This window comes from Kitasatospora sp. NPDC091207, from assembly GCF_044768625.1.
Taxonomy (GTDB): domain Bacteria; phylum Actinomycetota; class Actinomycetes; order Streptomycetales; family Streptomycetaceae; genus Kitasatospora.
Map to the genome: position 1 here is coordinate 464,384 of NZ_JBIVVS010000003.1, position 21,026 is coordinate 485,409.

At 73.6% G+C, this 21,026-nt stretch carries 12 protein-coding genes and 1 pseudogene; 11 read left to right on the forward strand and 2 right to left on the reverse strand.

The annotated features are described in order from the left end of the window. The first annotated feature begins 113 nt into the window (after window positions 1-113). From ACIQTO_RS09635 to ACIQTO_RS09665, 7 genes are all read left to right on the forward strand, one after another. Window positions 114-3,044: a putative bifunctional diguanylate cyclase/phosphodiesterase gene (locus ACIQTO_RS09635; protein WP_402385264.1), complete on the forward strand. Its 2,931-nt coding sequence runs from the start codon at window positions 114-116 to the stop codon at window positions 3,042-3,044. Window positions 3,045-3,376: 332 nt separating this feature from the next. Beyond that, on the forward strand, window positions 3,377-5,230 hold the full coding sequence (locus ACIQTO_RS09640; protein ID WP_402385183.1) for an acetolactate synthase large subunit: 1,854 nt from the start codon (window positions 3,377-3,379) through the stop codon (window positions 5,228-5,230). A 36-nt stretch (window positions 5,231-5,266) separates the two neighbouring features. Further along, the gene (ilvN, locus tag ACIQTO_RS09645) at window positions 5,267-5,791 is read left to right on the forward strand and encodes an acetolactate synthase small subunit (protein WP_402385186.1); all 525 of its coding nucleotides are present in this window, start codon (window positions 5,267-5,269) and stop codon (window positions 5,789-5,791) included. Between the two features lie 102 nt (window positions 5,792-5,893). After that, the gene (ilvC, locus tag ACIQTO_RS09650) at window positions 5,894-6,892 is read left to right on the forward strand and encodes a ketol-acid reductoisomerase (protein WP_402385189.1); all 999 of its coding nucleotides are present in this window, start codon (window positions 5,894-5,896) and stop codon (window positions 6,890-6,892) included. Between the two features lie 249 nt (window positions 6,893-7,141). After that, complete coding sequence (serA, locus tag ACIQTO_RS09655) at window positions 7,142-8,728, forward strand: phosphoglycerate dehydrogenase (RefSeq protein ID WP_402385267.1); 1,587 nt, start codon at window positions 7,142-7,144, stop codon at window positions 8,726-8,728. A 351-nt stretch (window positions 8,729-9,079) separates the two neighbouring features. Then, on the forward strand, window positions 9,080-9,241 hold the full coding sequence (locus tag ACIQTO_RS09660) for a hypothetical protein (RefSeq protein WP_402385192.1): 162 nt from the start codon (window positions 9,080-9,082) through the stop codon (window positions 9,239-9,241). A 319-nt stretch (window positions 9,242-9,560) separates the two neighbouring features. Then, the gene (locus ACIQTO_RS09665) at window positions 9,561-12,944 is read left to right on the forward strand and encodes a S8 family serine peptidase (RefSeq protein WP_402385195.1); all 3,384 of its coding nucleotides are present in this window, start codon (window positions 9,561-9,563) and stop codon (window positions 12,942-12,944) included. Between the two features lie 92 nt (window positions 12,945-13,036). Here ACIQTO_RS09665 and ACIQTO_RS09670 read toward each other — a convergent pair whose 3' ends face one another. Continuing rightward, window positions 13,037-15,541 carry a YfhO family protein gene (locus ACIQTO_RS09670; RefSeq protein WP_402385197.1) on the reverse strand — a complete coding sequence of 835 codons (2,505 nt, stop codon included), beginning with the start codon at window positions 15,539-15,541 and terminating at the stop codon, window positions 13,037-13,039. 154 nt (window positions 15,542-15,695) lie between these two features. Here ACIQTO_RS09670 and ACIQTO_RS09675 point away from each other — a divergent pair, with 154 nt between their 5' ends. The 4 genes from ACIQTO_RS09675 (at window position 15,696) to cimA (ending at window position 20,727) form a co-directional block, all read left to right on the forward strand. Then, a complete protein-coding gene (locus ACIQTO_RS09675) occupies window positions 15,696-16,274 on the forward strand; it encodes a Uma2 family endonuclease (RefSeq protein WP_402385199.1) in 579 nt (192 codons plus the stop codon). 62 nt (window positions 16,275-16,336) lie between these two features. Then, window positions 16,337-17,374 carry a 3-isopropylmalate dehydrogenase gene (locus ACIQTO_RS09680; protein WP_402385202.1) on the forward strand — a complete coding sequence of 346 codons (1,038 nt, stop codon included), beginning with the start codon at window positions 16,337-16,339 and terminating at the stop codon, window positions 17,372-17,374. Between the two features lie 247 nt (window positions 17,375-17,621). Further along, a complete protein-coding gene (locus ACIQTO_RS09685; RefSeq protein WP_402385203.1) occupies window positions 17,622-18,734 on the forward strand; it encodes a branched-chain amino acid aminotransferase in 1,113 nt (370 codons plus the stop codon). A gap of 367 nt (window positions 18,735-19,101) precedes the next feature. Beyond that, window positions 19,102-20,727: a citramalate synthase gene (gene cimA / locus ACIQTO_RS09690; RefSeq protein ID WP_402385206.1), complete on the forward strand. Its 1,626-nt coding sequence runs from the start codon at window positions 19,102-19,104 to the stop codon at window positions 20,725-20,727. Window positions 20,728-20,794: 67 nt separating this feature from the next. Here cimA and ACIQTO_RS09695 read toward each other — a convergent pair. Beyond that, window positions 20,795-21,026, reverse strand: a pseudogene (locus tag ACIQTO_RS09695) (ATP-binding protein); the annotation flags it as partial.

Genomic DNA, 21,026 nt, shown 5'->3' on the forward strand with positions numbered 1-21,026 from the left:
GGAGGGGGAGAGGCCGAGTGAGCTCCACCGATGCGGTGCTGCCCGGAGCCGGACGGACGGGCGTGCCGGACGCCGACCTGTCCGCGGCCGCCCGGCGCGGCCCGGTCCGCCGCCTGCTGTACAGCCGAAGCCTGCCCGGCACCGTCCTCGGCGCCCTCTGCCTGGCCTACGCGCTGGGTGCCTCTCTCGGCTGGGGTTCGCGCCAACTCGCTGTCTTCATGGGGGACTTCGGTCTGGCGGCGGCCGCCCTCGCCGCCGCGCTGTCCTGCCTCGCGTACGGCTGTACGGTCGGCGGTCACGCCCGCCCGGCCTGGCTGCTGTTCGGCCTCTCCTCGTTCATGGTCTCGTTCGGCAACGGCACCTGGGGCTGGTACGAGCTGGTCGAGCGCACCCCGCTGCCGCAGGACACGCTCGCCGAGTACGCCTTCCTGCTGTTCGCCCCGCTGGCCATCACCGGTGTGCTGGTGCTCGCCCAGCGCCCGCGCAGCGCCGCCGGCTGGCTCTGCCTGCTGCTGGACGGCTGGCTGGTGGCCGGTTCGCTGTTCACCCTCAGCTGGAGCCTGGCGCTCGGCCGGATCGCCGCCGGCGAGGACGGCTCCCCGCTGCGGCTGGCCCTCAACCTGGCCTACCCGGTGCTGGACATCCTGCTGGTCAGCCTGGTGGTCGGACTGCGCTTCGGCGGCCGCGACGGCAACCGGGCCGCGGTGCACACCGCGATGATCGGCCTCGCCGTCACGGTGCTCTGCGACGCCCTCTTCACCTCCCCGGACCTGCGCAGCAGCTACCACTCGGGGGAGCTGCTGGACGCCGGCTGGTTCGCCGGCAGCCTGCTGCTGGCCTGGGCGCCGTGGTCGCCGCGCTGGCGCCGGCCGCTGCGCGAGCACCCCTCGGTCGGCGGCCTGCCGCGCCGCCGGGTGGCCACCACCTTCAGCGCGCTCACCCCGTACGCGGCGGCCGCGGTCTGTACCGCCGGGATCCTCTACAACGCCCTCGGCGGGCGGGCGCTGGACCGGGTGGTGGCGTCGGCGGCCTGTACCGTCGGCCTGGCGCTGATCCTGCGGCAGGGGGTGATGCTGCTGGACAACCTCTCGCTGGCGCAGGAGCTGGCCCACAAGGAGGCGCACTTCCGCTCCCTGGTGCAGGGTTCCAGCGACGTCATCATGATCGCCGGTGCCAACGGCGTGCTCTCCTACGTCTCCCCGGCCGCGCTCGGCGTCTACGGGCGGGATCCGGAGGAACTGGTCGGCGGCAACCTGCTGGACCTCGTCCACCCCGAGGACGTGGACCGGGTGCTGGCGGAGGTTCGCCGCTTCCTCGCCCGGGGCCGGCTCGCCGCGCACCGCTCGCCCGCCGCGGCCGAGCCGTCCGCGGCCCGGGTGGAGTGCCGGATCAGCTCCGGCGCCGGCGAGTGGCTGCACGTCGAGTCGACCGTCAACCGGTACCGCGACGGGCTGATCCTGAACAGCCGCGACGTCACCGAACGCGTGATACTGCAGGCGCAGTTGCAGCACAACGCGTTCCACGACCCACTCACCGACCTGCCCAACCGGGCGCTGTTCGCGCAGCGGCTGAGAACCGCCCTCGCCGCCCGCGGCCAGCAGGGCGGGGCGGGCGCCGGGGTCGCCGTGCTCTTCCTCGACCTGGACGGCTTCAAGGCCGTCAACGACAGCGCCGGCCACCAGGTCGGCGACGAGTTGCTGGTGCAGGCCGCCCGCCGGCTGCAGGGCGCGGTGCGCTGCGGGGACACCGTCGCCCGGTTCGGCGGGGACGAGTTCGCGGCGCTGGTCTGCGGCCCGCTCGGCCGGCTGCAGGTCCAGGAGCTCGCCGAGCGGCTGCGGATCGCCCTCTCCGAACCGTACTGGATCGGCGGCGCCGAACTCAGCGTCGCGGCCAGTATCGGCATCGCCTTCGGCACCCCCGAACGCGGACCGGCCGCCGACCCCCGGGCCGCCACCGACGAGTTGATGCGCAACGCCGACCTCGCGATGTACCGGGCCAAGTCCGAGGGCAAGGGCCGGGTGGTGCTCTACACCCCGGCCATGCGGGCCGATCTGGAGCGCCGGACCGAACTGGAGGAGCGGCTGCGGGTGGCCGTCCGCGAGGGCGGCTTCACGCTGCTGCACCAGCCGGTGGTGGACCTCGCCACCGGCGCCGTCACCGGCGTCGAGGCCCAGGCCCGCTGGCGTTCGGCACAGGGGCTGCTGCTCACCCCCGCCGAGTTCCTGCGCTCGGCCGAGCACGGCGACGCGGCCACCCGCTTCACCCGCTGGCTGATCCACGAGGCGGTGACGGCCGCCGCCCGGCGGCGCGGGCTGCCGCCGGCCAGGACCCGCTCGGCGCCGGCCCCGGTGCCGGTGTCGGTGCGGCTCTCGGTCCAGCGCCTCTGTTCGCCCGGGATGTACGAGGCGGTGGTCGCGGCACTGCGCGACACCGGGCTGCCGGCCGGCCACCTGGTGGTCGAGGTGGCCCGGATGGGCCCGGACACGCTGGCCGACGAGCTGGGCCGGCGGCTCGCCGCGCTGCGCCGGCTCGGTGTCTCGACCGCGCTGGCCGGCTACGGCGCCGGCAACGGCTCGCTGGGCGCGCTGGCCCGGTTGCCGTTCGACAGCCTCAAACTGGACCGCACGCTGGTCCAGGACCTCGGTGAGTCGGCGCTGGGCCGGACGCTGGCCGGGCACGCGCTGCGGCTCGGCCGGGACCTCGGTCTGGCCACCGCCGCCGAGGGGGTGGACCTGCCGCGCCAGGTCGCCGTCCTGCAGGAGTTGGGCTGCCGGCAGGGCCAGGGGTCGGCCTTCGCCCCGCCGCTGGACGAGACCCGGCTGCGGCGGGCGCTGGCCCGCCGGGCGTACCCGCTGCCGAGGCCGCTCGGCTCGCTCTCCGCGCGGCGCGCGTATCTGGCCGCCGACACCCGGACGGGTGGCCGCGGAGAGTCCGGGGGAGGGCGTGTCGCACCTCACCACAGCCCCTCCGACCTGCCCGAACACCGGGCCGTGGCCGGTCCGGGACACGGTCCGCATGGCGAGACTGTCATCCCACCTGCTTGACAGTCGACCCCGCACGGGAGGAAGGTCGTTGCCATGCGCACCCGAATTCTCGTACTTGGCGGGCGCGTCGGCTGAGCGGGCCATGCCCCGCTTGTGACAGACCGACGCGCCACCCCTCGCATGCCCTTGGCACGAGGGGTTTTTTGTTGCACTGACGCTGTTCCACTCCGCAAGACCACTGGCCCCGGCCGCCCGATTCCCCCCGATTCCGGAGGGAGAAGAGGGACGATTGGGGCAGAGCCGGCGATCGGCCCGACACGCGGGACCCCACCACCCTCTGGCACCGGGCCCGCAACCACCCGGGTCGGCAAAACCCGAGAAGAGACAGGCAGATGACCGAGCACGCCGCATCCCCCCGCCGCGGGGACACCCCGGCCGCCCACGCTCCCGCTCCCCAGCACGTCGTCGAGACCATGACCGGCGCCCAGTCGCTCATCCGCTCGCTGGAGGCCGTGGGCGCGGACACCGTCTTCGGTATCCCGGGCGGGGCCATCCTTCCCGCGTACGACCCGCTGATGGACTCGACCAAGGTGCGCCACATCCTGGTCCGTCACGAGCAGGGCGCCGGCCACGCCGCCACCGGTTACGCCCAGGCCACCGGCAAGGTCGGGGTCTGCATGGCCACCTCGGGGCCGGGCGCGACCAACCTGGTGACCCCGATCGCCGACGCCTACATGGACTCGGTCCCGATGGTGGCGATCACCGGGCAGGTCGCCTCCAAGGCGATCGGCACCGACGCCTTCCAGGAGGCGGACATCTGCGGCATCACGATGCCGATCACCAAGCACAACTTCCTGGTCACCGACCCGTCCGAGATCCCCCGGGTGATCTCCGAGGCGTTCCACATCGCCGCCACCGGCCGCCCCGGCCCGGTCCTGGTCGACATCGCCAAGGACGCGCTGCAGGCCACCACCACCTTCCGCTGGCCGGCCGAGACCTCGCTGCCCGGCTACCGTCCGGTCACCAAGCCGCACGCCAAGCAGATCCGCGAGGCCGCCAAGCTGCTGGTGAGCGCCAAGCGCCCGGTGCTGTACGTCGGCGGCGGGGTGCTCAAGGCGCACGCCACGGCCGAACTGCGGATCCTCGCCGAGCTGACCGGCGCCCCCGTGGTCACCACGCTGATGGCGCTCGGCGCCTTCCCCGACAGCCACCCGCAGCACCTGGGCATGCCCGGCATGCACGGCACCGTCCCGGCGGTCACCGCGCTGCAGAAGTCGGACCTGCTGTTCACCCTGGGCGCCCGCTTCGACGACCGCGTCACCGGCAAGCTGGACAGCTTCGCCCCCTACGCCAAGGTCGTCCACGCCGACATCGACCCGGCCGAGATCGGCAAGAACCGCCCGGCCGACGTGCCGATCGTCGGCGACGCCCGCGAGGTGCTGGCCGACCTGATCGTCGCCGTCCAGGCCGAGTTCGACGCCGGCCACCGCAGCGACTACGCGGACTGGTGGGTCAAGCTCAACGAGTGGAAGAAGACCTACCCGCTGGGCTATGAGCCGGCCCCGGCCGGGCAGCTCTCCCCGCAGCAGGTCATCGAGCGGATCGGCCGGCTGGTCGGCCCGGAGGCGATCTACGCCGCGGGCGTCGGCCAGCACCAGATGTGGAGCTCGCAGTTCATCCAGTTCGAGAAGCCGGCCACCTGGCTCAACTCGGGCGGCGCGGGGACCATGGGCTACGCCGTGCCGGCCGCGATGGGGGCCAAGGCGGGCCGCCCGGAGGCCTCGGTCTGGGCGATCGACGGTGACGGCTGCTTCCAGATGACCAATCAGGAACTGGTCACCTGCGCGCTGAACGACATCCCGATCAAGGTCGCGGTCATCAACAACGGTTCGCTGGGCATGGTCCGCCAGTGGCAGACCCTCTTCTACAACCAGCGCTACTCCAACACCGTGCTGCACTCCGGCCCGGGCCACGACGGCATCGAGCCGCCGGCCCAGGGCACCCGGATCCCCGACTTCGTGCTGCTCTCCGAGGCGATGGGCTGCGTCGGCCTGCGCTGCGAGCGCCCGGAGGACCTGGACGCGGTGATCAAGCAGGCGATGGAGATCAACGACCGCCCGGTCGTCATCGACTTCATCGTCCACCAGGACGCGATGGTCTGGCCGATGGTCGCGGCCGGCACCAGCAACGACGAGATCCAGTTCGCCAAGGGCGTCCGGCCCGACTTCGGCGACGACCTCGACTGACGCCCCCTCCAGAACGACCAAGGGAACAGAGACCCCATGTCCAAGCACACCCTCTCCGTCCTGGTCGAGAACAAGCCCGGCGTGCTCGCCCGCATCGCCTCGCTGTTCTCCCGTCGGGGCTTCAACATCGACTCCCTCGCCGTCGGCCCGACGGAACACCCGGACATCTCCCGGATGACCATCGTGGTCAACGTCGAGGACCTCCCGCTGGAACAGGTCACCAAGCAGCTCAACAAGCTCGTGAACGTGATAAAGATCGTCGAGCTCGACCAGACCGCTGCGATCCAGCGGGAACTGGTCCTGGTGAAGGTCCGCGCCGACAACGACACACGGTCGCAGATCGTCGAGATCGTCCAGTTGTTCCGCGCCAAGACGGTCGACGTGTCCCCCGACGCGGTGACCGTCGAGGCCACCGGCAGCTCGGACAAGCTGGAGGCCATGCTCCGGATGCTGGAGCCGTACGGCATCAAGGAACTGGTCCAGTCCGGCCTGGTCGCCATCGGGCGCGGCGCGCGTTCCATCACCGACCGCTCGCTGCGCGCCCTCGACCGCAGCGCGTAGCGCGGTCGTCTCACCCCCTGAAGCACTGCCCCACACCCCTGCCGGGTGCACGTACCGTAGGAAAGTACCCGGCAAGACCATCACGCAAGGAGATGTGCCCCCGTGGCCGAGCTGTTCTACGAAGACGACGCCGACCTGTCCATCATCCAGGGCCGCAAGGTCGCGGTCATCGGCTACGGCAGCCAGGGCCACGCCCACGCGCTGTCCCTGCGCGACTCGGGTGCCGACGTCCGGGTCGGCCTGAAGGCGGACTCGAAGTCCCGTGCCAAGGCGGAGGAGGCCGGCCTGCGCGTCGTCACCCCGGCCGAGGCGGCGGCCGAGGCCGACGTCATCATGATCCTGGTGCCGGACCCCATCCAGTCCGACGTCTACGCCGAGTCCATCGAGCCGCACCTGAAGGCGGGCGACGCCCTGTTCTTCGGCCACGGCCTGAACATCCGTTACGGCTTCATCAAGCCGCCGGCCGACGTCGACGTCTGCATGGTCGCCCCGAAGGGCCCGGGCCACCTGGTCCGCCGCCAGTACGAGGAGGGTCGCGGTGTCCCCGCGATCGTCGCCGTCGAGCAGGACGCCTCCGGCAAGGCGCTGGACCTGGCGCTGTCCTACGCCAAGGGCATCGGCGCCACCAAGGCCGGCGTCATCAAGACCACCTTCACCGAGGAGACCGAGACCGACCTGTTCGGTGAGCAGGCCGTCCTCTGCGGTGGCACCGCCGCCCTGGTGAAGGCCGGGTTCGAGACCCTGGTCGAGGCCGGCTACCAGCCGGAGATCGCCTACTTCGAGTGCCTGCACGAGCTGAAGCTCATCGTCGACCTGATGTACGAGGGCGGCCTGGAGAAGATGCGCTGGTCGGTCTCCGAGACCGCCGAGTGGGGCGACTACGTCACCGGCCCCCGCATCATCACCGACGCCACCAAGGCCGAGATGAAGAAGGTCCTCGCCGAGATCCAGGACGGCACCTTCGCCAACACCTGGATCGCCGAGTACAAGGCCGGTCTGCCGAAGTACAACGAGTACAAGAAGGCCGACGAGGACCACCTGCTGGAGTCCACCGGCAAGAAGCTCCGCAAGCTGATGAGCTGGGTCAAGGAAGAGGCCTGATCCTCCAGGCCGGGCCCCGTTCTGGCGCTGTCCAATTCTGAAGGGCCCTTGTACAACTAGGCTGCTCCCGTCCGGGTGATTTCGCCGGACGGGAGCAGCCTGGTACCCAGCCCGTCGATACACTCCGAGTGCGCGTCAGGCCCACAGCGTCGTGCGTCTACCTACGCGGCATGCCACCTTCCCCCCGCCTTCCACGCCACCTACGTGCCGGGGAGAACCGGACAGTTAAGGACCACTGTCGTGAGCACTGTGACCAAGAGCGCCGTTGTACTGATCGCCGAAGAGCTGTCCCCCGCGACCGTCGACGCCCTCGGGCCCGACTTCGAGATCCGCCACTGCAACGGCGCGGACCGCACCGAACTGCTGACCGCGATCGCCGACGTGGACGCCATCCTGATCCGCTCCGCCACCAAGGTGGACGCCGAGGCGCTGGCCGCCGCCCGCAAGCTGAAGGTGGTCGCCCGGGCCGGCGTCGGCCTGGACAACGTGGACGTGTCCGCGGCCACCAAGGCCGGCGTGATGGTCGTCAACGCGCCGACCTCCAACATCGTCACCGCCGCCGAGCTGGCCTGCGGCCTGCTGATCTCGGTCGCCCGCAACATCGCGCCGGCCAACGCCGCCCTGAAGCAGGGCGAGTGGAAGCGCAACAAGTACACCGGTGTCGAGCTGAGCGAGAAGGTCCTCGGCGTCGTCGGCCTCGGCCGGATCGGTGTGCTGGTCGCCCAGCGGATGTCCGCGTTCGGCATGCAGATCGTCGCGTACGACCCCTACATCCAGGCCGCCCGCGCCGCGCAGATGGGCGTCAAGCTCGTCTCGCTGGAAGAGCTGCTGGAGATCTCCGACTTCATCACCGTCCACCTCCCGAAGACCCCGGAGACCATCGGCCTGATCGGCGACGAGGCCCTGCACAAGGTCAAGCCGACCGTGCGCATCGTCAACGCCGCCCGCGGTGGCATCGTGGACGAGGCCGCGCTGGCGAGCGCCCTGCGCGACGGCCGGGTGGCCGGCGCCGGTCTGGACGTCTACGCCAAGGAGCCGTGCACCGACTCCCCGCTGTTCGGCTTCGACAACGTGGTCGCCACCCCGCACCTGGGCGCCTCCACCGACGAGGCGCAGGAGAAGGCCGGCATCGCCGTCGCCAAGTCGGTCCGGCTGGCGCTGGCCGGCGAGCTCGTCCCGGACGCCGTCAACGTCCAGGGCGGCGTGATCGCCGAGGACGTCCGTCCGGGCCTGCCGCTGGCCGAGCGGCTCGGCCGGATCTTCACCGCGCTGGCCGGCGAGGTGGCCGTCCGGCTCGATGTCGAGGTCCGCGGCGAGATCACCCAGCACGACGTGAAGGTGCTCGAACTGTCCGCCCTGAAGGGCGTGTTCGAGGACGTGGTGGCGGAGACGGTGTCCTACGTCAACGCCCCGCTGTTCGCCCAGGAGCGCGGTGTCGAGGTACGCCTGACCACCTCCAGCGAGAGCGCCGAGCACCGCAACGTGATCACCGTCCGCGGCACCCTGGCGGACGGCGGCGAGATCGCCATCTCCGGCACCCTGGCCGGTCCCAAGCAGACCCAGAAGATCGTCGGCGTGGACGCCTTCGACGTGGACGTGGCGCTCACCGACCACATGGCGTTCTTCAAGTACGAGGACCGCCCGGGCGTGGTCGGCGTCCTCGGCCGCCACCTCGGTGACGCCGGCATCAACATCGCCGGCATGCAGGTGGCCCGTGACGGCAGTGGCGCGCTCGCCTCCCTCACCGTGGACACCCAGATCCCGCAGGAGGTGCTGTCGGCGATCGCGGCCGAGATCGGCGCCCGCTTCGCCCGCTCGGTCGACCTGGGCGCCTGAGCCGCGGCAGCCGTTCCGACAGGGCCCGGACCACCGCGCGGCGGTGGTCCGGGCCCTGTCGTGTCCGGGCCCGGTGCGGCGCTCCGGGTGACGCCCGTCTCAGATACTAGGAAATCCAAGTATTCGTGCAGACAGGGCCGGGCCCTGGTCGTACCGTGGAAGAGCCATACGGTGCGCCGCCCCTGTAGCCAGGGTGTGCGGCCCGTGTGCGCCCGTACGCCGTGGGCAGGCGATCCCCGCCCGGTGTGCTCCCCGCTCCGCCGTGACCCTTCTGGCGACGCGCTTCGCGCGGCACCCCCCTCTCCCACCCTCTGCGCCCCTCCCCGGCGCACTCGCTTCCAGGAGCCCGGTATGCCCCCCATCGCCGACCGCCAGGCCACTCCCGCCCCCGCCGCCACCACCGCCCGTGCGCCGCGCCGTCGTCGCGCGGCCGAGCGGCCTCCGTTCGCCGCCGCCGCCCTGCAGCGCGCGCTGGACCGTCGTGACAACGGCGGCGTGACCGGCCACCTCTGAGCCTTCCGCCGCTGAGCCTCGCGTCGCTGAGCCTCGCGTCGCTGAGCCTCGCGTCGGCGGGCCTTCCGCCGCCGGGCCTCGCGTCGCTGGGCCGACCGGCCTGAGACGGGTGGTGGCGTTCATCCGCCGAATGAGCCAGCCGGCCTGACGCCGGGTCACTCCGCCGAGTGCACCTGGCGCCCGTTGGAGGGAAGCTGCTCGCACTGTCCGGCGCGATCATCCTAATTTGGGGGCCCCGGAAGGGTGATCGGCGTCCGCGCGGGCGGGCGTCAGCGGCACGGTGTGCGGATCTGTCCCCCTGCCGGGGGGAGAGGGCCCAGTGCGTCAGTCACCCGTCCGTCGTCCGATCGCCCGGATCGGCCTCACCCTGGCCCTGCTGGCCGGGCCGTTCCTGCTCACCGCCGCCCCGGCGGCCGGCAGCCCACCGACGGTCGGCAGTCCACCGACGGCCGCGCCGCCCGACACCGGCCGCCCGGTCTCCGTCCTGCTGGAGCTCGGCACCGAGGCCGCCGGCCACGCCTGGCGGCAGGCGGCCGCCGACGCCCGGCGGTCCAGGCGCTCCCCGGAGGCCGTCCGCCAGGAGGCCGCGCGGGCCGGAGCCGGCCAGCGGGCCCGCGCGTCCGGCGCGATCGACCGGCTGGCCGGGGCCGTCCGCGGCGCGGCCCCCACCGCCCGGGAGCTCTACCGCACCCGCACCCTGCTCGCCGGCCTCGCCGTCACCGTGCCCGCCGACCGGCTGCCCGCCCTGCGCGCGCTGCCGGGTGTCCGGGCCGTCCACCCGATCGTGCGCAAGCGGCGGGACAACGCGTACTCCGTGCCGTTGACCGGTGCGCCGCAGGTCTGGGCCGACCCGGCCGGCGACGCCGGAGCCGGCAACACCGGCCGGGGCGTGCGGATCGGCATCGTCGACAGCGGGGTCGACTACACCCACGCGGACTTCGGCGGCCCCGGCACCGAGGAGGCGTTCAAGGCGGTGGACGGCGCCAAGCCGGCGCCTGCCGGACTCTTCCCCAACGCCAAGGTGGTCGGCGGCCGCGACCTGGTCGGCGACGACTACAACCCGGACCCGTCCTCCCCGAACTACCAGCCCGACCCGCACCCGGACGACAATCCGATCGACTGCGCGCTCAACGGCCACGGCACGCATGTCGCCGGCACCGCCGCCGGCTTCGGCGTCACCACCGACGGCCACACCTACACCGGCCCCTACCGGTCCGGACTCGACCCGGCCGGCTTCGCGGTCGGCCCCGGCGCCGCGCCCGGCGCGCAGCTGTACGCGATCCGGGTGTTCGGCTGCGACGGCTCCACCGACCAGCTCGCCCAGGCCCTCGACGTGGCCGCCGACCCCGACGGCGACGGCGACCTCGGCGACCGGCTCGACGTCGTCAACCTCTCCCTCGGCAGCCGCTTCGGCTCCATCGACGACGCCGACGCGATCGCGGTCGACCGCCTCTCCGAGCTGGGCACCACGGTGGTCGCGGCGGCCGGGAACGAGGGCGACGTCTACGGCATCGGCGGCAGCCCCGGCACCGCCGCCCGGGCCGTCGCCGTCGCCGCCTCGGTCGACCCGCACAGTGACGCCGACGGCCTCACCGTGCTCGCGCCCGAACCGCTCGCCGGGGTCGTCCCGGGCCACTGGAGCGCCCGCTACCGGGGCTGGTCCAGCACCGAGGTGAGCGGTGAACTCGCCCTGCCCGTCGACCAGTCGGACGGCTGCACGGCGTTCGGCGAGGCCGACCGGCAGCGGCTCGCCGGAAAGATCGCCGTCCTGGCCTGGCGCACCCGGGAGTCCGAGCGGGCCTGCGGCTCAGGCCCGCGCGCCGACCACGCCGCCGACGCGGGCGCGATCGGCGCCCTGCTCGCCGCCGACGACGACCATCTCGCCGAGATCTCCGGCAACGACCGCGTCCCGCTCGTGCTGCTGGCCCGGGCCGACGGGGAGCGGCTGCGCGCGGGCGCGGCGGCCGGCCCGGTCGCGGTCCGGCTGGCCACTCCCGGCAACCCGCTGCACGGCGTGGTCGCCCAGGACCAGCCGCAGCGCACCGACACCCTCACCGACTTCACCTCACGCGGGATCGGTGTCCCCGGCGTGGTCAAGCCCGACCTGGCTGCCCCGGGGGAGACCATCTGGTCCGCCAAGGCCGGCAGCGGTGGCGGGGGCCAGCGCGAGGACGGCACCTCGATGGCCACGCCGCACGTCGCGGGCCTGGCCGCACTGGTCCGCGCCGCCCACCCGGACTGGACGGTCGAGCAGCTCAAGGCCGCGCTGATGAACACCGCCGGGGACACCTGGCTCGGCGACGGCGGTACCGGCCCGGTCTACGGTCCCGAGCGCACCGGCGCCGGGCGGGTTCGGGTCGACCGCGCCGTCCGGACCCCCGCCGTCGCCTACGCGGCGGGCGAGGGCGCGGTGGAGGGCAGCGTCGGGGTCTCCTTCGGCCCGGTGGCCGTCACCGGTCCGCTCACCGCCGTCCGCGAGGTCGAGATCCGCAACCTCTCCGGCACCGCGGCGGTCTACCGCACCGGCTACGCGGCCGCCACCGAACTGCCCGGCGCCCGCTTCGAGATCGCGCCCGACCGGGTCGAGGTGCCGGCCGGCGGCACCGCCCGGGTCCGGGTCACCCTCGCCGTGCCGGGGCAGCTCGGGCGCGCGCCCGATCCGACCGTCGACACCAGCCAGGGCGGCCGGGCCCGCAGCTACCGGGGCGAGCTCTCCGGCCGGCTGCTGCTCACGCCCGTCTCCGACGCGGCGCTGCCCGAACTGAGGGTCCCGCTGTTCGCCGCCCCCCGGCAGGCCTCGGACCTGAGCGCGGCGGCGCCGGTGCGGACCACGAGGGCCGGCGCCCTGGTCGTCCTCGGCGGCACCCGGGCACCGGCCGAGCAGCCCGGACTGCTCAGCGCCTTCGCGCTGGGCGGCGAGGGCACCCGCTGGCCCGACTGCCCGCCCGACAGCGGCGCGGCGGTCGGACCGGGGGCCGGCATCGTCCCGGAGGAGAGCACCGAACCGCAGGCCCCGCAGGACGTCTGCGTCGAGCGCCCCGGCGACCGGGCGGCCAATCTGCGCGCGGTCGGCGCGGCCTCCGACGCGCCCGCCGTCGCCGACGGGCAGGGCGTGCTCTACCTCGGCGCGCAGCTCTGGGCCCCGGCCGCCACCCCGGTCGGCCTGCTCGCCGTCCGGGCCTCGCTGGACACCGACGGGGACGGCGCCACCGACGTCATCGTCAAGGCCGACCGGCAGCGCGGCAGCGACGTCCTGGTCGCCCGGACGGTGGATGCCCGCAGCGGCGCCGAACTGGACGTCCAGCCGCTGAACGCCCGCTGGGGCGACACCGACACCGCGCTGCTGGACAGCGACGTGGTGGTCCTGCCGGTGCGGCTGAGCGCGCTGCCCGGAGTGCGGCCCGGGCACAGCACGGTCCGCTACGGGGTCTGGACCGGCATCGCCACCTCCGGGAAGCCCGACCCGGCCGAGGCCCTCTCCGCGATCGGTCTGCGCGGCACCCGGCCCACCCTCACCGTCGATGTGCTGCACCCCGCCGTGGACGTCCGCACCGGCCCCGGCGGGCCCACCGCGGTGGCCGCCGCGCTCCCGCCGGGCACCGTCCTCGACGTCCGCCGCGCCGACGGGGACACCTCCCGGCTGCTCCTGCTCCATCACTTCAACCGGGACGGTCAGCGGGGTCAGATCCTCACCCTCCCCTGACCGCCTGGCCGCCTGGCCGCCTGACCGCCTGACCGTCGAACACCGAAGGACCGCCGCCCGTGCGGCGGTCCTTCGGTGTTCCGGGGCCGTCGCTACCCGTCCCCGCCGTCCCCGCCCCCGTCCCCGGCAGCGGCGCGGCGGACGCGGCGCGGTGTGCGGGTGGGCCGGTGGCGCAGCCGGCCGAAGACGGCGGTCAGGGCGATGACGGCGGCCGAGGCCAGCGCGAGAATGAGGCCCTCGCGCAGGCCCGGCGGGCGGAACGAGCAGGTGATCCGGTCCGCGCCGGCGCCGAGCGGGACGCCGATCATGCCCAGGACGGCGCGCGGCGGTGCGAACCCGCCCGCGCCGGCCGCGCAGGTCCAGCCGGTGGCGGCCGGGACGGAGAGCAGCGCCGTCCCCGTGCCGCCGGGCGGGAGGGCGGCCGTCAGGGTGTGCCCGCCGGCCGTGACCGGGCCGGCGCCGGTCGCGGTGAGCCGGGCGAGGGCGGCGGCCAGCGCGCCGGGGCGCAGGCAGCCGATCGGCCGGGCCGGGACCTGACTGACGGCGTCCGCGTGCAGCACCACCCGCACCACGCCGTCGGCGGGCACCGGTCCGAGCTCGTGGATCGGCACGGCGGTGGTCGGCTGCTCGCCGTCGGCGCGGTACGTCGTGCCGAGGCCGCTCACGGTGCCGTTGAACCAGACCCCGTGGAAGAACGCGGTGCCGCCCGGGGTGCAGGCCGCGGTGAACGCGGTGCCGTCCGTGCCGTCCGGGGTGGCGGGGACCGACCAGCCGCTGCTGCCGTGCTCCGCCGGTGCCGGGCCGCCGGCCGGGACGGGCCCGGGGATGTCGTAGACCGGGCCGCCGAGCAGCGACTCCTGTCGGGACCAGACCGAGGAGGTGTCCGGGGCGGCGCCCGCCGGGAGCACGGTGACCAGCGGGGGAGCGGCGGAGCGGACCACCGTGAAGCCGTCCGGCGGCGGCCCGTCGGCCAGGTGGGTCCGGACGGCGAACAGCGCCCTCCCGACCGGGTCGGTGACGCTCTGCGTCAGCCGGCCGCCGGCCGACCAGCCGGCGCCCAGGTCGTGCAGCAGCAGGGCGGTGACGGTGGGCAGATAGCCGCTGGAGTAGCCGCCGCCCTGGCCGTCGAGCAGCAGCGGGTCGTTCGGGGTGAAGGCGTGCGGCCCCGGGTCGCTCCGGGCCCGCGGCCAGTCGGCGGCCCGCTGCAGCGCCGCGTGACCGGCCCGGACGGCGGCGGCGGAGGGCGCCCCGGCGGCCGGGACGCCCAGCGCGGCGTAGGCCGACCAGACCGCCCCGCCGAGCACCGCGCCGCCCAGGACGGCGGTGGCGGCGGCGCCCGCCCGCCGGTCGGTGTGCCGGCGCTCCAGCGTCCACAGCGCGGCGAGCAGGACCGTGCCGCCCAGCGCGAGCAGCAGCCAGGTGGACACCCGGACCGAGTGCTGCCCGGCCGCGAGTCCGGCCACCAGGAGGACCAGCGCGCCGCCGCCGAGCAGCGTGAGCCCGTCCGGCCGGTGCGCCAGCGAGACCCAGCCGGTCAGCACCAGCAGCCCGCTGAGCACGAAGGCCACCCGGTACGGGCCGCCGGCCGGGATGGCCAGGCCGTGCCAGACCAGCACGGTGGGCGTCCAGACGAAGCTCAGCACCACCAGCGCCAGCAGCCCGCACCAGACGATCCGCTCCCGGGCCCGCACCCGCCGGTTGAACGGCAGCCCGGCCACCAGCAGCAGGCCCAGCAGGCCGATCGAGACGTCCGGCAGCGGGTGTCCGGTCGGGGCGCCCGGCAGCAGCTGGGCGAGGTGCCCGCCCAGCCCGGACGGGCCGAGCGGCTGGACGGGGGACTCCGGCTGGGCGTCCTGGGCGGCCCGGACGGCGACGAACAGCACCGGCGCGGCGAGCAGGACCCCGGCGCCGGCCGCGGTGACCGCCCGCCCGGTCACCCGGACCACGGTCTTGAACGGCCGCCGGACGGCCGCCAGCCGTACCGCCAGCACCAGGCCGGCCGTGATGGTGGCCATCGCGGCGGTGTAGAGGTTGCCCGCCCAGGCGAGGGTGACGCACAGGGTGCCGGCCACCCAGCGCCGCTCGTGCAGGCACCAGTCGCCGGCCAGCACGAGCAGCGGCAGCGAGACCAGCCCCCAGAGCCACATCGGGGCCGCCCCGCCGACGGTCGGCACCCAGGCACAGAGCCCGTAGCCGACGGCGGCGACCGCCCGCAGCCACCGCGGCCCGGTGTGCAGCCGGCCCAGCACGTGGGCCATCAGGGCGGTGCCCAGGCCGATGCTGAGCAGGGCGACCAGGAAGACCGCGAGCTGTCCCCGGTCGCGGGGCAGCAGGACGGTCGGCCAGGAGAACGGGTTCATCAGGTAGGCGAAGAAGTCCGCCAGGAACGGCGCCCCGTACCCGCTGTTCCAGTTGAACAGAAGGTCCCCGGAGGCCTGTCCGTGCGCCAGGTCCCAGAGCTGGGCGTGGAACGGGACCGCCGTCTGCTCCGATCCGGGCGGCCAGGTGCCGCGCAGCCCGGCGGCGAGCGCGTACCCGGCCGCGGTCGCGCCCCCGGCCACCCCGCAGACCCGTACCTCCGGCCACCGCGTACCCATGGCGATCTGCCCCGTTCTGCGATCAATGTCCGATCGGATGCCCGTGAGCATAGGCGCGCCCCCGGCGCGAGCGGTGTCTCACGCGCTCCCTCGTGGGAGGGACCTGCGGGCGGACCCGGCCGAGTAGCCTGAGAAGGCCCGTCAGGATGCCCGCATGGGAGGAATCATGACCATCGAGTCGTACCCGGACTGGCTCCGTCCTCCGGCGGAGGGGTACACCGCCGAGGACCTCGACCGACTGCCGGATCTCCCGCCGCACACCGAGCTGCTCGACGGGAGCCTGATCTTCGTGAGTCCGCAGACGCTGTTCCACATGGCGACGCTCAAGCGGTTGGAACGGGCACTCGACGACGCCGTGCCGGCGGGGTGGCTCGCGTGGAGGGAGGTGACGGTGAGGCTGAACCCGCGGAACCGGCCCGAGCCAGACCTGCTCGTGGTGGACGAACGCGCCAACACCGACTCCAGGCGCACGTCCTGCGAGGCCGGCGACGTCCTGCTCGTCGTCGAGGTGGTCTCCGAGGAGTCCCGGGAGCGCGACCGGCAGGTCAAGCCGCGCAAGTACGCGGCCGCCGGCATCCCGCACTTCTGGCGCGTGGAGGACGACGGTGAGGGCCGTCCGGTCGTGCACACCTACGAGCTCGATCCGGCCACCCTGTCCTACGGGTTGACCGGGATCCACCACAAGCAGCTGAAGCTCGAACGGCCGTTCCCGCTCGACCTCGACCTCACCTGACCGTGCGTCCGGATAGTGGACGCGAGGTGTCACCCCCTGGGACGGCGGAGTAGGGTCCGACCATGTCTCGCACCATTCGTCTCGCAGTAGTTCCCGGTGACGGCATCGGCCAGGAAGTGGTGGCCGAAGGCCTCAAGGTCCTTGGCGCGGCGCTGCCCGCCGACGTGAAGCTGGAGACCACCGAGTACGACCTCGGCGCCCGGCGCTACCACCGCACCGGCGAGACGCTGCCGGACGGCGTGCTGGAGGAGCTGAAGTCCCACGACGCGATCCTGCTCGGCGCCATCGGCGACCCGAGCGTCCCGTCGGGCGTGCTGGAGCGCGGGCTGCTGCTGAAGCTGCGGTTCGCCTTCGACCACCACATCAACCTGCGGCCGGGCCGGCTCTTCCCCGGTGTGAAGTCGCCGCTGGCCGGTGACCCCGAGATCGACTTCGTGGTCGTCCGCGAGGGCACCGAGGGCCCGTACGTCGGCAACGGCGGCACGCTGCGCACCGGGACCGCGCACGAGGTGGCCACCGAGGTCAGCCTGAACACCGCCTTCGGCATCGAGCGGGTCGTCCGGGACGCCTACCGCCGGGCCCAGGCGCGGCCGCGCAAGAAGCTCACCCTCGTCCACAAGAACAACGTGCTGGTGCACGCCGGCCACCTGTGGACGCGGATCTTCGAGCAGGTCGGCCGGGAGTTCCCCGAGGTCACCACCGACTACCTGCACGTCGACGCGGCGACCATCTTCTTCGTCACCCAGCCCGAGCGCTTCGACGTGATCGTCACCGACAACCTCTTCGGCGACATCCTGACCGACCTGGCCGCCGCCGTCACCGGCGGGATCGGCCTGGCCGCCAGCGGCAACATCAACCCGAGCGGCGACTTCCCGTCGATGTTCGAGCCCGTGCACGGCTCCGCCCCGGACATCGCGGGCCAGGGCAAGGCCGACCCGACCGCCACGGTGCTGTCGGTCGCCATGCTGCTGGACCACCTCGGCTTCGCCGCCGAGGCCGCCGCGGTCGAGGCCGCGGTCGCCGCGGACCTGACCGAGCGCACCGGCACCCGGACCACCTCCCAGGTCGGCGACGCGCTCGTCGCCCGAGTAGCGGGGTAACGGGCCGGATCCGACACACGGGATCCGGCCGGGAGGCCGGATCCGACGAGCGGTGTTCCGGCCGAAGGGGCCGGGGCGCACAAGCGCACAACCGCGGTGGCCGACTCCTCGATGGGTCGGCGGCTGTTCGGCACGGCCCTCTGGATGCGAGTATCGACAGTGGGCCGTGCCGTCGTGCGTTCGTTCGCCGAAACGTTCACCCGACGGAGGCGGCCCGGACCAACCCCACGGTGAAGGACACACAGCCATGAGCACGCCCACCCAGGCGCCCATCACGTTCGACCTCAAGCCCTCCGCGCACCCGCTGTCCGACGCGGAGCGAGAGGCCCGGCTGGCCAACCCCGGCTTCGGGCGGATCTTCACCGACCACATGGTCACCATCCGCTGGACCGAGGGCCTGGGCTGGCACGACGCCCAGCTGGCGCCGTACGCGCCGCTGGAGATCGACCCGGCGAACATGACGCTGCACTACGGTCAGTCGATCTTCGAGGGCCTCAAGGCCTACCGCCAGGCCGACGGCTCGATCGCGACCTTCCGCCCGGAGGCCAACGCCGCCCGCTTCCAGGCCTCCGCCCGCCGCCTGGCGATGCCGGAGCTGCCGGTCGAGACCTTCGTCGAGGCCGTCGAGCACCTGGTGCAGCAGGAGCAGGGCTGGGTCCCGAACCAGCCGGAGCAGAGCCTCTACCTGCGGCCCTTCATGTTCGCCACCGAGGTCGGCCTGGGCGTGCGCCCGGCCAACTCCTACCTCTTCATGATCATCGCCTCGCCGGCCGGCGCCTACTTCTCCGGCGGCGTCAAGCCGGTCTCGGTCTGGCTGTCCGAGGACTACGTCCGCGCGGCGCCGGGCGGCACCGGCGCCGCCAAGTGCGCGGGCAACTACGCGGCCTCGCTGGTCGCCCAGGCCGAGGCCGCGGCCAAGGGCTGCGACCAGGTGGTCTGGCTCGACGCCGCCGAGCACCGGTGGATCGAGGAGATGGGCGGGATGAACCTGTACTTCGTCTTCGGCGAGGGCGAGGACGCGAAGATCGTCACCCCCGAGCTCTCCGGCGCGCTGCTGCCCGGCATCACCCGCGACTCGCTGCTCCAGCTCGCCACCGACCTCGGCTACGCCGTCGAGGAGCGGAAGATCTCCACCGACGAGTGGAAGCGGGGCAACGCGGACGGCACCCTCACCGAGGTCTTCGCGTGCGGCACCGCCGCCGTCATCACCCCGGTCGGCTCGGTCAAGTCCCGCGGCGGGGACTGGACCGTCGGCGCCGGCGAGCCGGGCCCGACCACCATGGAGCTGCGCCGGGCGCTGCTGGCCATCCAGGGCGGCCAGCGCCCCGACACCCACGGCTGGCTGCACAAGATCGTCTGATTCGGCACCGCCTCCGGCCTGCGCCGTTTCGGATCGCGAGACGGCCGGGCCGGAGCCCGGCGGGTGTGCCACACTGCGAGCGTGTCCTCGCTTTCGCTGATTATTAGCAGCAGGCGCGCCGGTCCGCAGTGACCGCTCCGCAGTACCCGAAGCGGAGTGACCACCAGCGTCCAGACCCGCGCGCAGACCTCTCGCACCCGCGAGAGGTCTTTTGCTTTTCGGGCCCAGCCCGAACGGCACACCCCCGGACCGGCCGGAGCCCCCACAAGGGGCCGAGGGACACCGGGCGCGCGCGGGATGCTGGACAGTGGAGCCGGATCAGACCCGGCAGAGCAGTACCAACCTCCCGGAACGGAGACCCAGGGCCATGACCCAGGCCAGCAACCGCACCGACGACAGCTTCCACGTCTTCGACACCACCCTGCGCGACGGCGCGCAGCGCGAGGGCATCAACCTCACGGTGGCCGACAAGCTGACCATTGCCCGGTACCTGGACGAGTTCGGGGTCGGCTTCATCGAGGGCGGTTGGCCCGGCGCCAACCCGCGGGACACCGAGTTCTTCGCCCGGGCGGCCGCCGAGCTGGACCTCCGGCACGCCCAGCTGGTCGCGTTCGGCGCCACCCGGCGGGCCGGCGGGAAGGCCGCCGAGGACCCGCAGCTGGCCGCCCTGGTGACCTCCGGCGCCCCGGTGGTCACCCTGGTCGCCAAGGCCCACGACCGGCACGTCGAACTGGCGCTGCGCACCACGCTGGACGAGAACCTGGAGATGATCCGGGACAGCGTGGCGTACCTGCGCGCCCAGGACCGCCGGGTGTTCATCGACTGCGAGCACTTCTTCGACGGCTACCGGGCCAACCGGCCCTACGCCCTGGCGGTGGTCCGCGCCGCGCACGAGGCCGGCGCCGACGTGGTGGTGCTCTGCGACACCAACGGCGGGATGCTGCCGGCCGGCGTCCGCGACATCGTCGCCGACGTCCTGGCCGACTGCCGGACCTACAAGCCGCAGGCCCGGATCGGCATCCACGCCCAGGACGACACCGGCTGCGCCGTCGCCAACACGCTGGCCGCGGTGGACGCCGGCGCCACCCACGTGCAGTGCACCGCCAACGGCTACGGCGAGCGGGTCGGCAACGCCAACCTGTTCCCGGTGGTCGGCGCGCTGGAGATCAAGTACGACCGGCGGGTGCTGCCGCCCGGCAGCCTGGCCGAGATGACCCGGATCTCGCACGCCGTCGCCGAGGTGGTCAACCTGACCCCCTCCACGCACCAGCCGTACGTCGGCCACTCCGCCTTCGCCCACAAGGCCGGCCTGCACGCCTCCGCGATCAAGGTCGACCCGGACCTGTACCAGCACATCGACCCGGAGACGGTCGGCAACACGATGCGGATGCTGGTCTCCGACATGGCCGGCCGCGCCTCGGTCGAGCTCAAGGGCAAGGAACTCGGCTACGACCTCTCCAGCGACCGGGACCTCGCCGGCCGGGTGGTCGCCAAGGTCAAGGAGCAGGAGAACCTCGGCTACACCTACGAGTCCGCCGACGCCTCCTTCGAGCTGCTGCTCCGCGACGAGGTGCGCGGCAGCCGCGAGCGCTTCTTCACGCTGGAGTCCTGGCGGACCATCAGCGAGCAGGGGCCCAACGGCTTCGCCGGCAACGAGGCGACCGTCAAGCTCTGGGCCGAGGGCGAGCGCCGGATCGCCACCGGCGAGGGCAACGGTCCGGTCGACGCGCTGGACAAGGCGCTGCGCACCGCGCTGGAGCGGAGCTACCCGCAGCTGGCCAAGCTGGAACTGGTCGACTACAAGGTCCGCATCCTGGAGGGCCAGCACGGCACCGGCTCCAAGACCCGGGTGCTGATCGAGTCCACCGACGGCACCACCAACTGGTTCACGGTCGGCGTGGCCGACAACGTGATCGCCGCGTCCTGGGTGGCCCTGGACGACGCCTACACCTACGGTCTGCTGCGGGCCGGCCTGGAGCCGTCCGCCGGGTGAGCCCCGCGACGACGCGGCCCACGGACCCCCGGGTCCGTGGGCCGCGTCGTTCCGGCGGCCGCCTCGTTCACCGCAGGCGGGCGAGGAGGGCGTGTTCGACGAGGGTGATGAGGGCGCTCTTGGCGCTGTCGCGTCGTCGGGCGTCGAGGGTGATGACGGGGGTGTCGGGGCCGAGTTGGAGGGCTTCGCGGACTTCGTCGCCGGTGTGGGGCTGGTGGCCGTCGAAGCCGTTGAGGGCGACGACGAAGGGCAGGCCGCTGTTCTCGAAGTAGTCGAGGGCGGGGAAGCAGTCGGCGAGG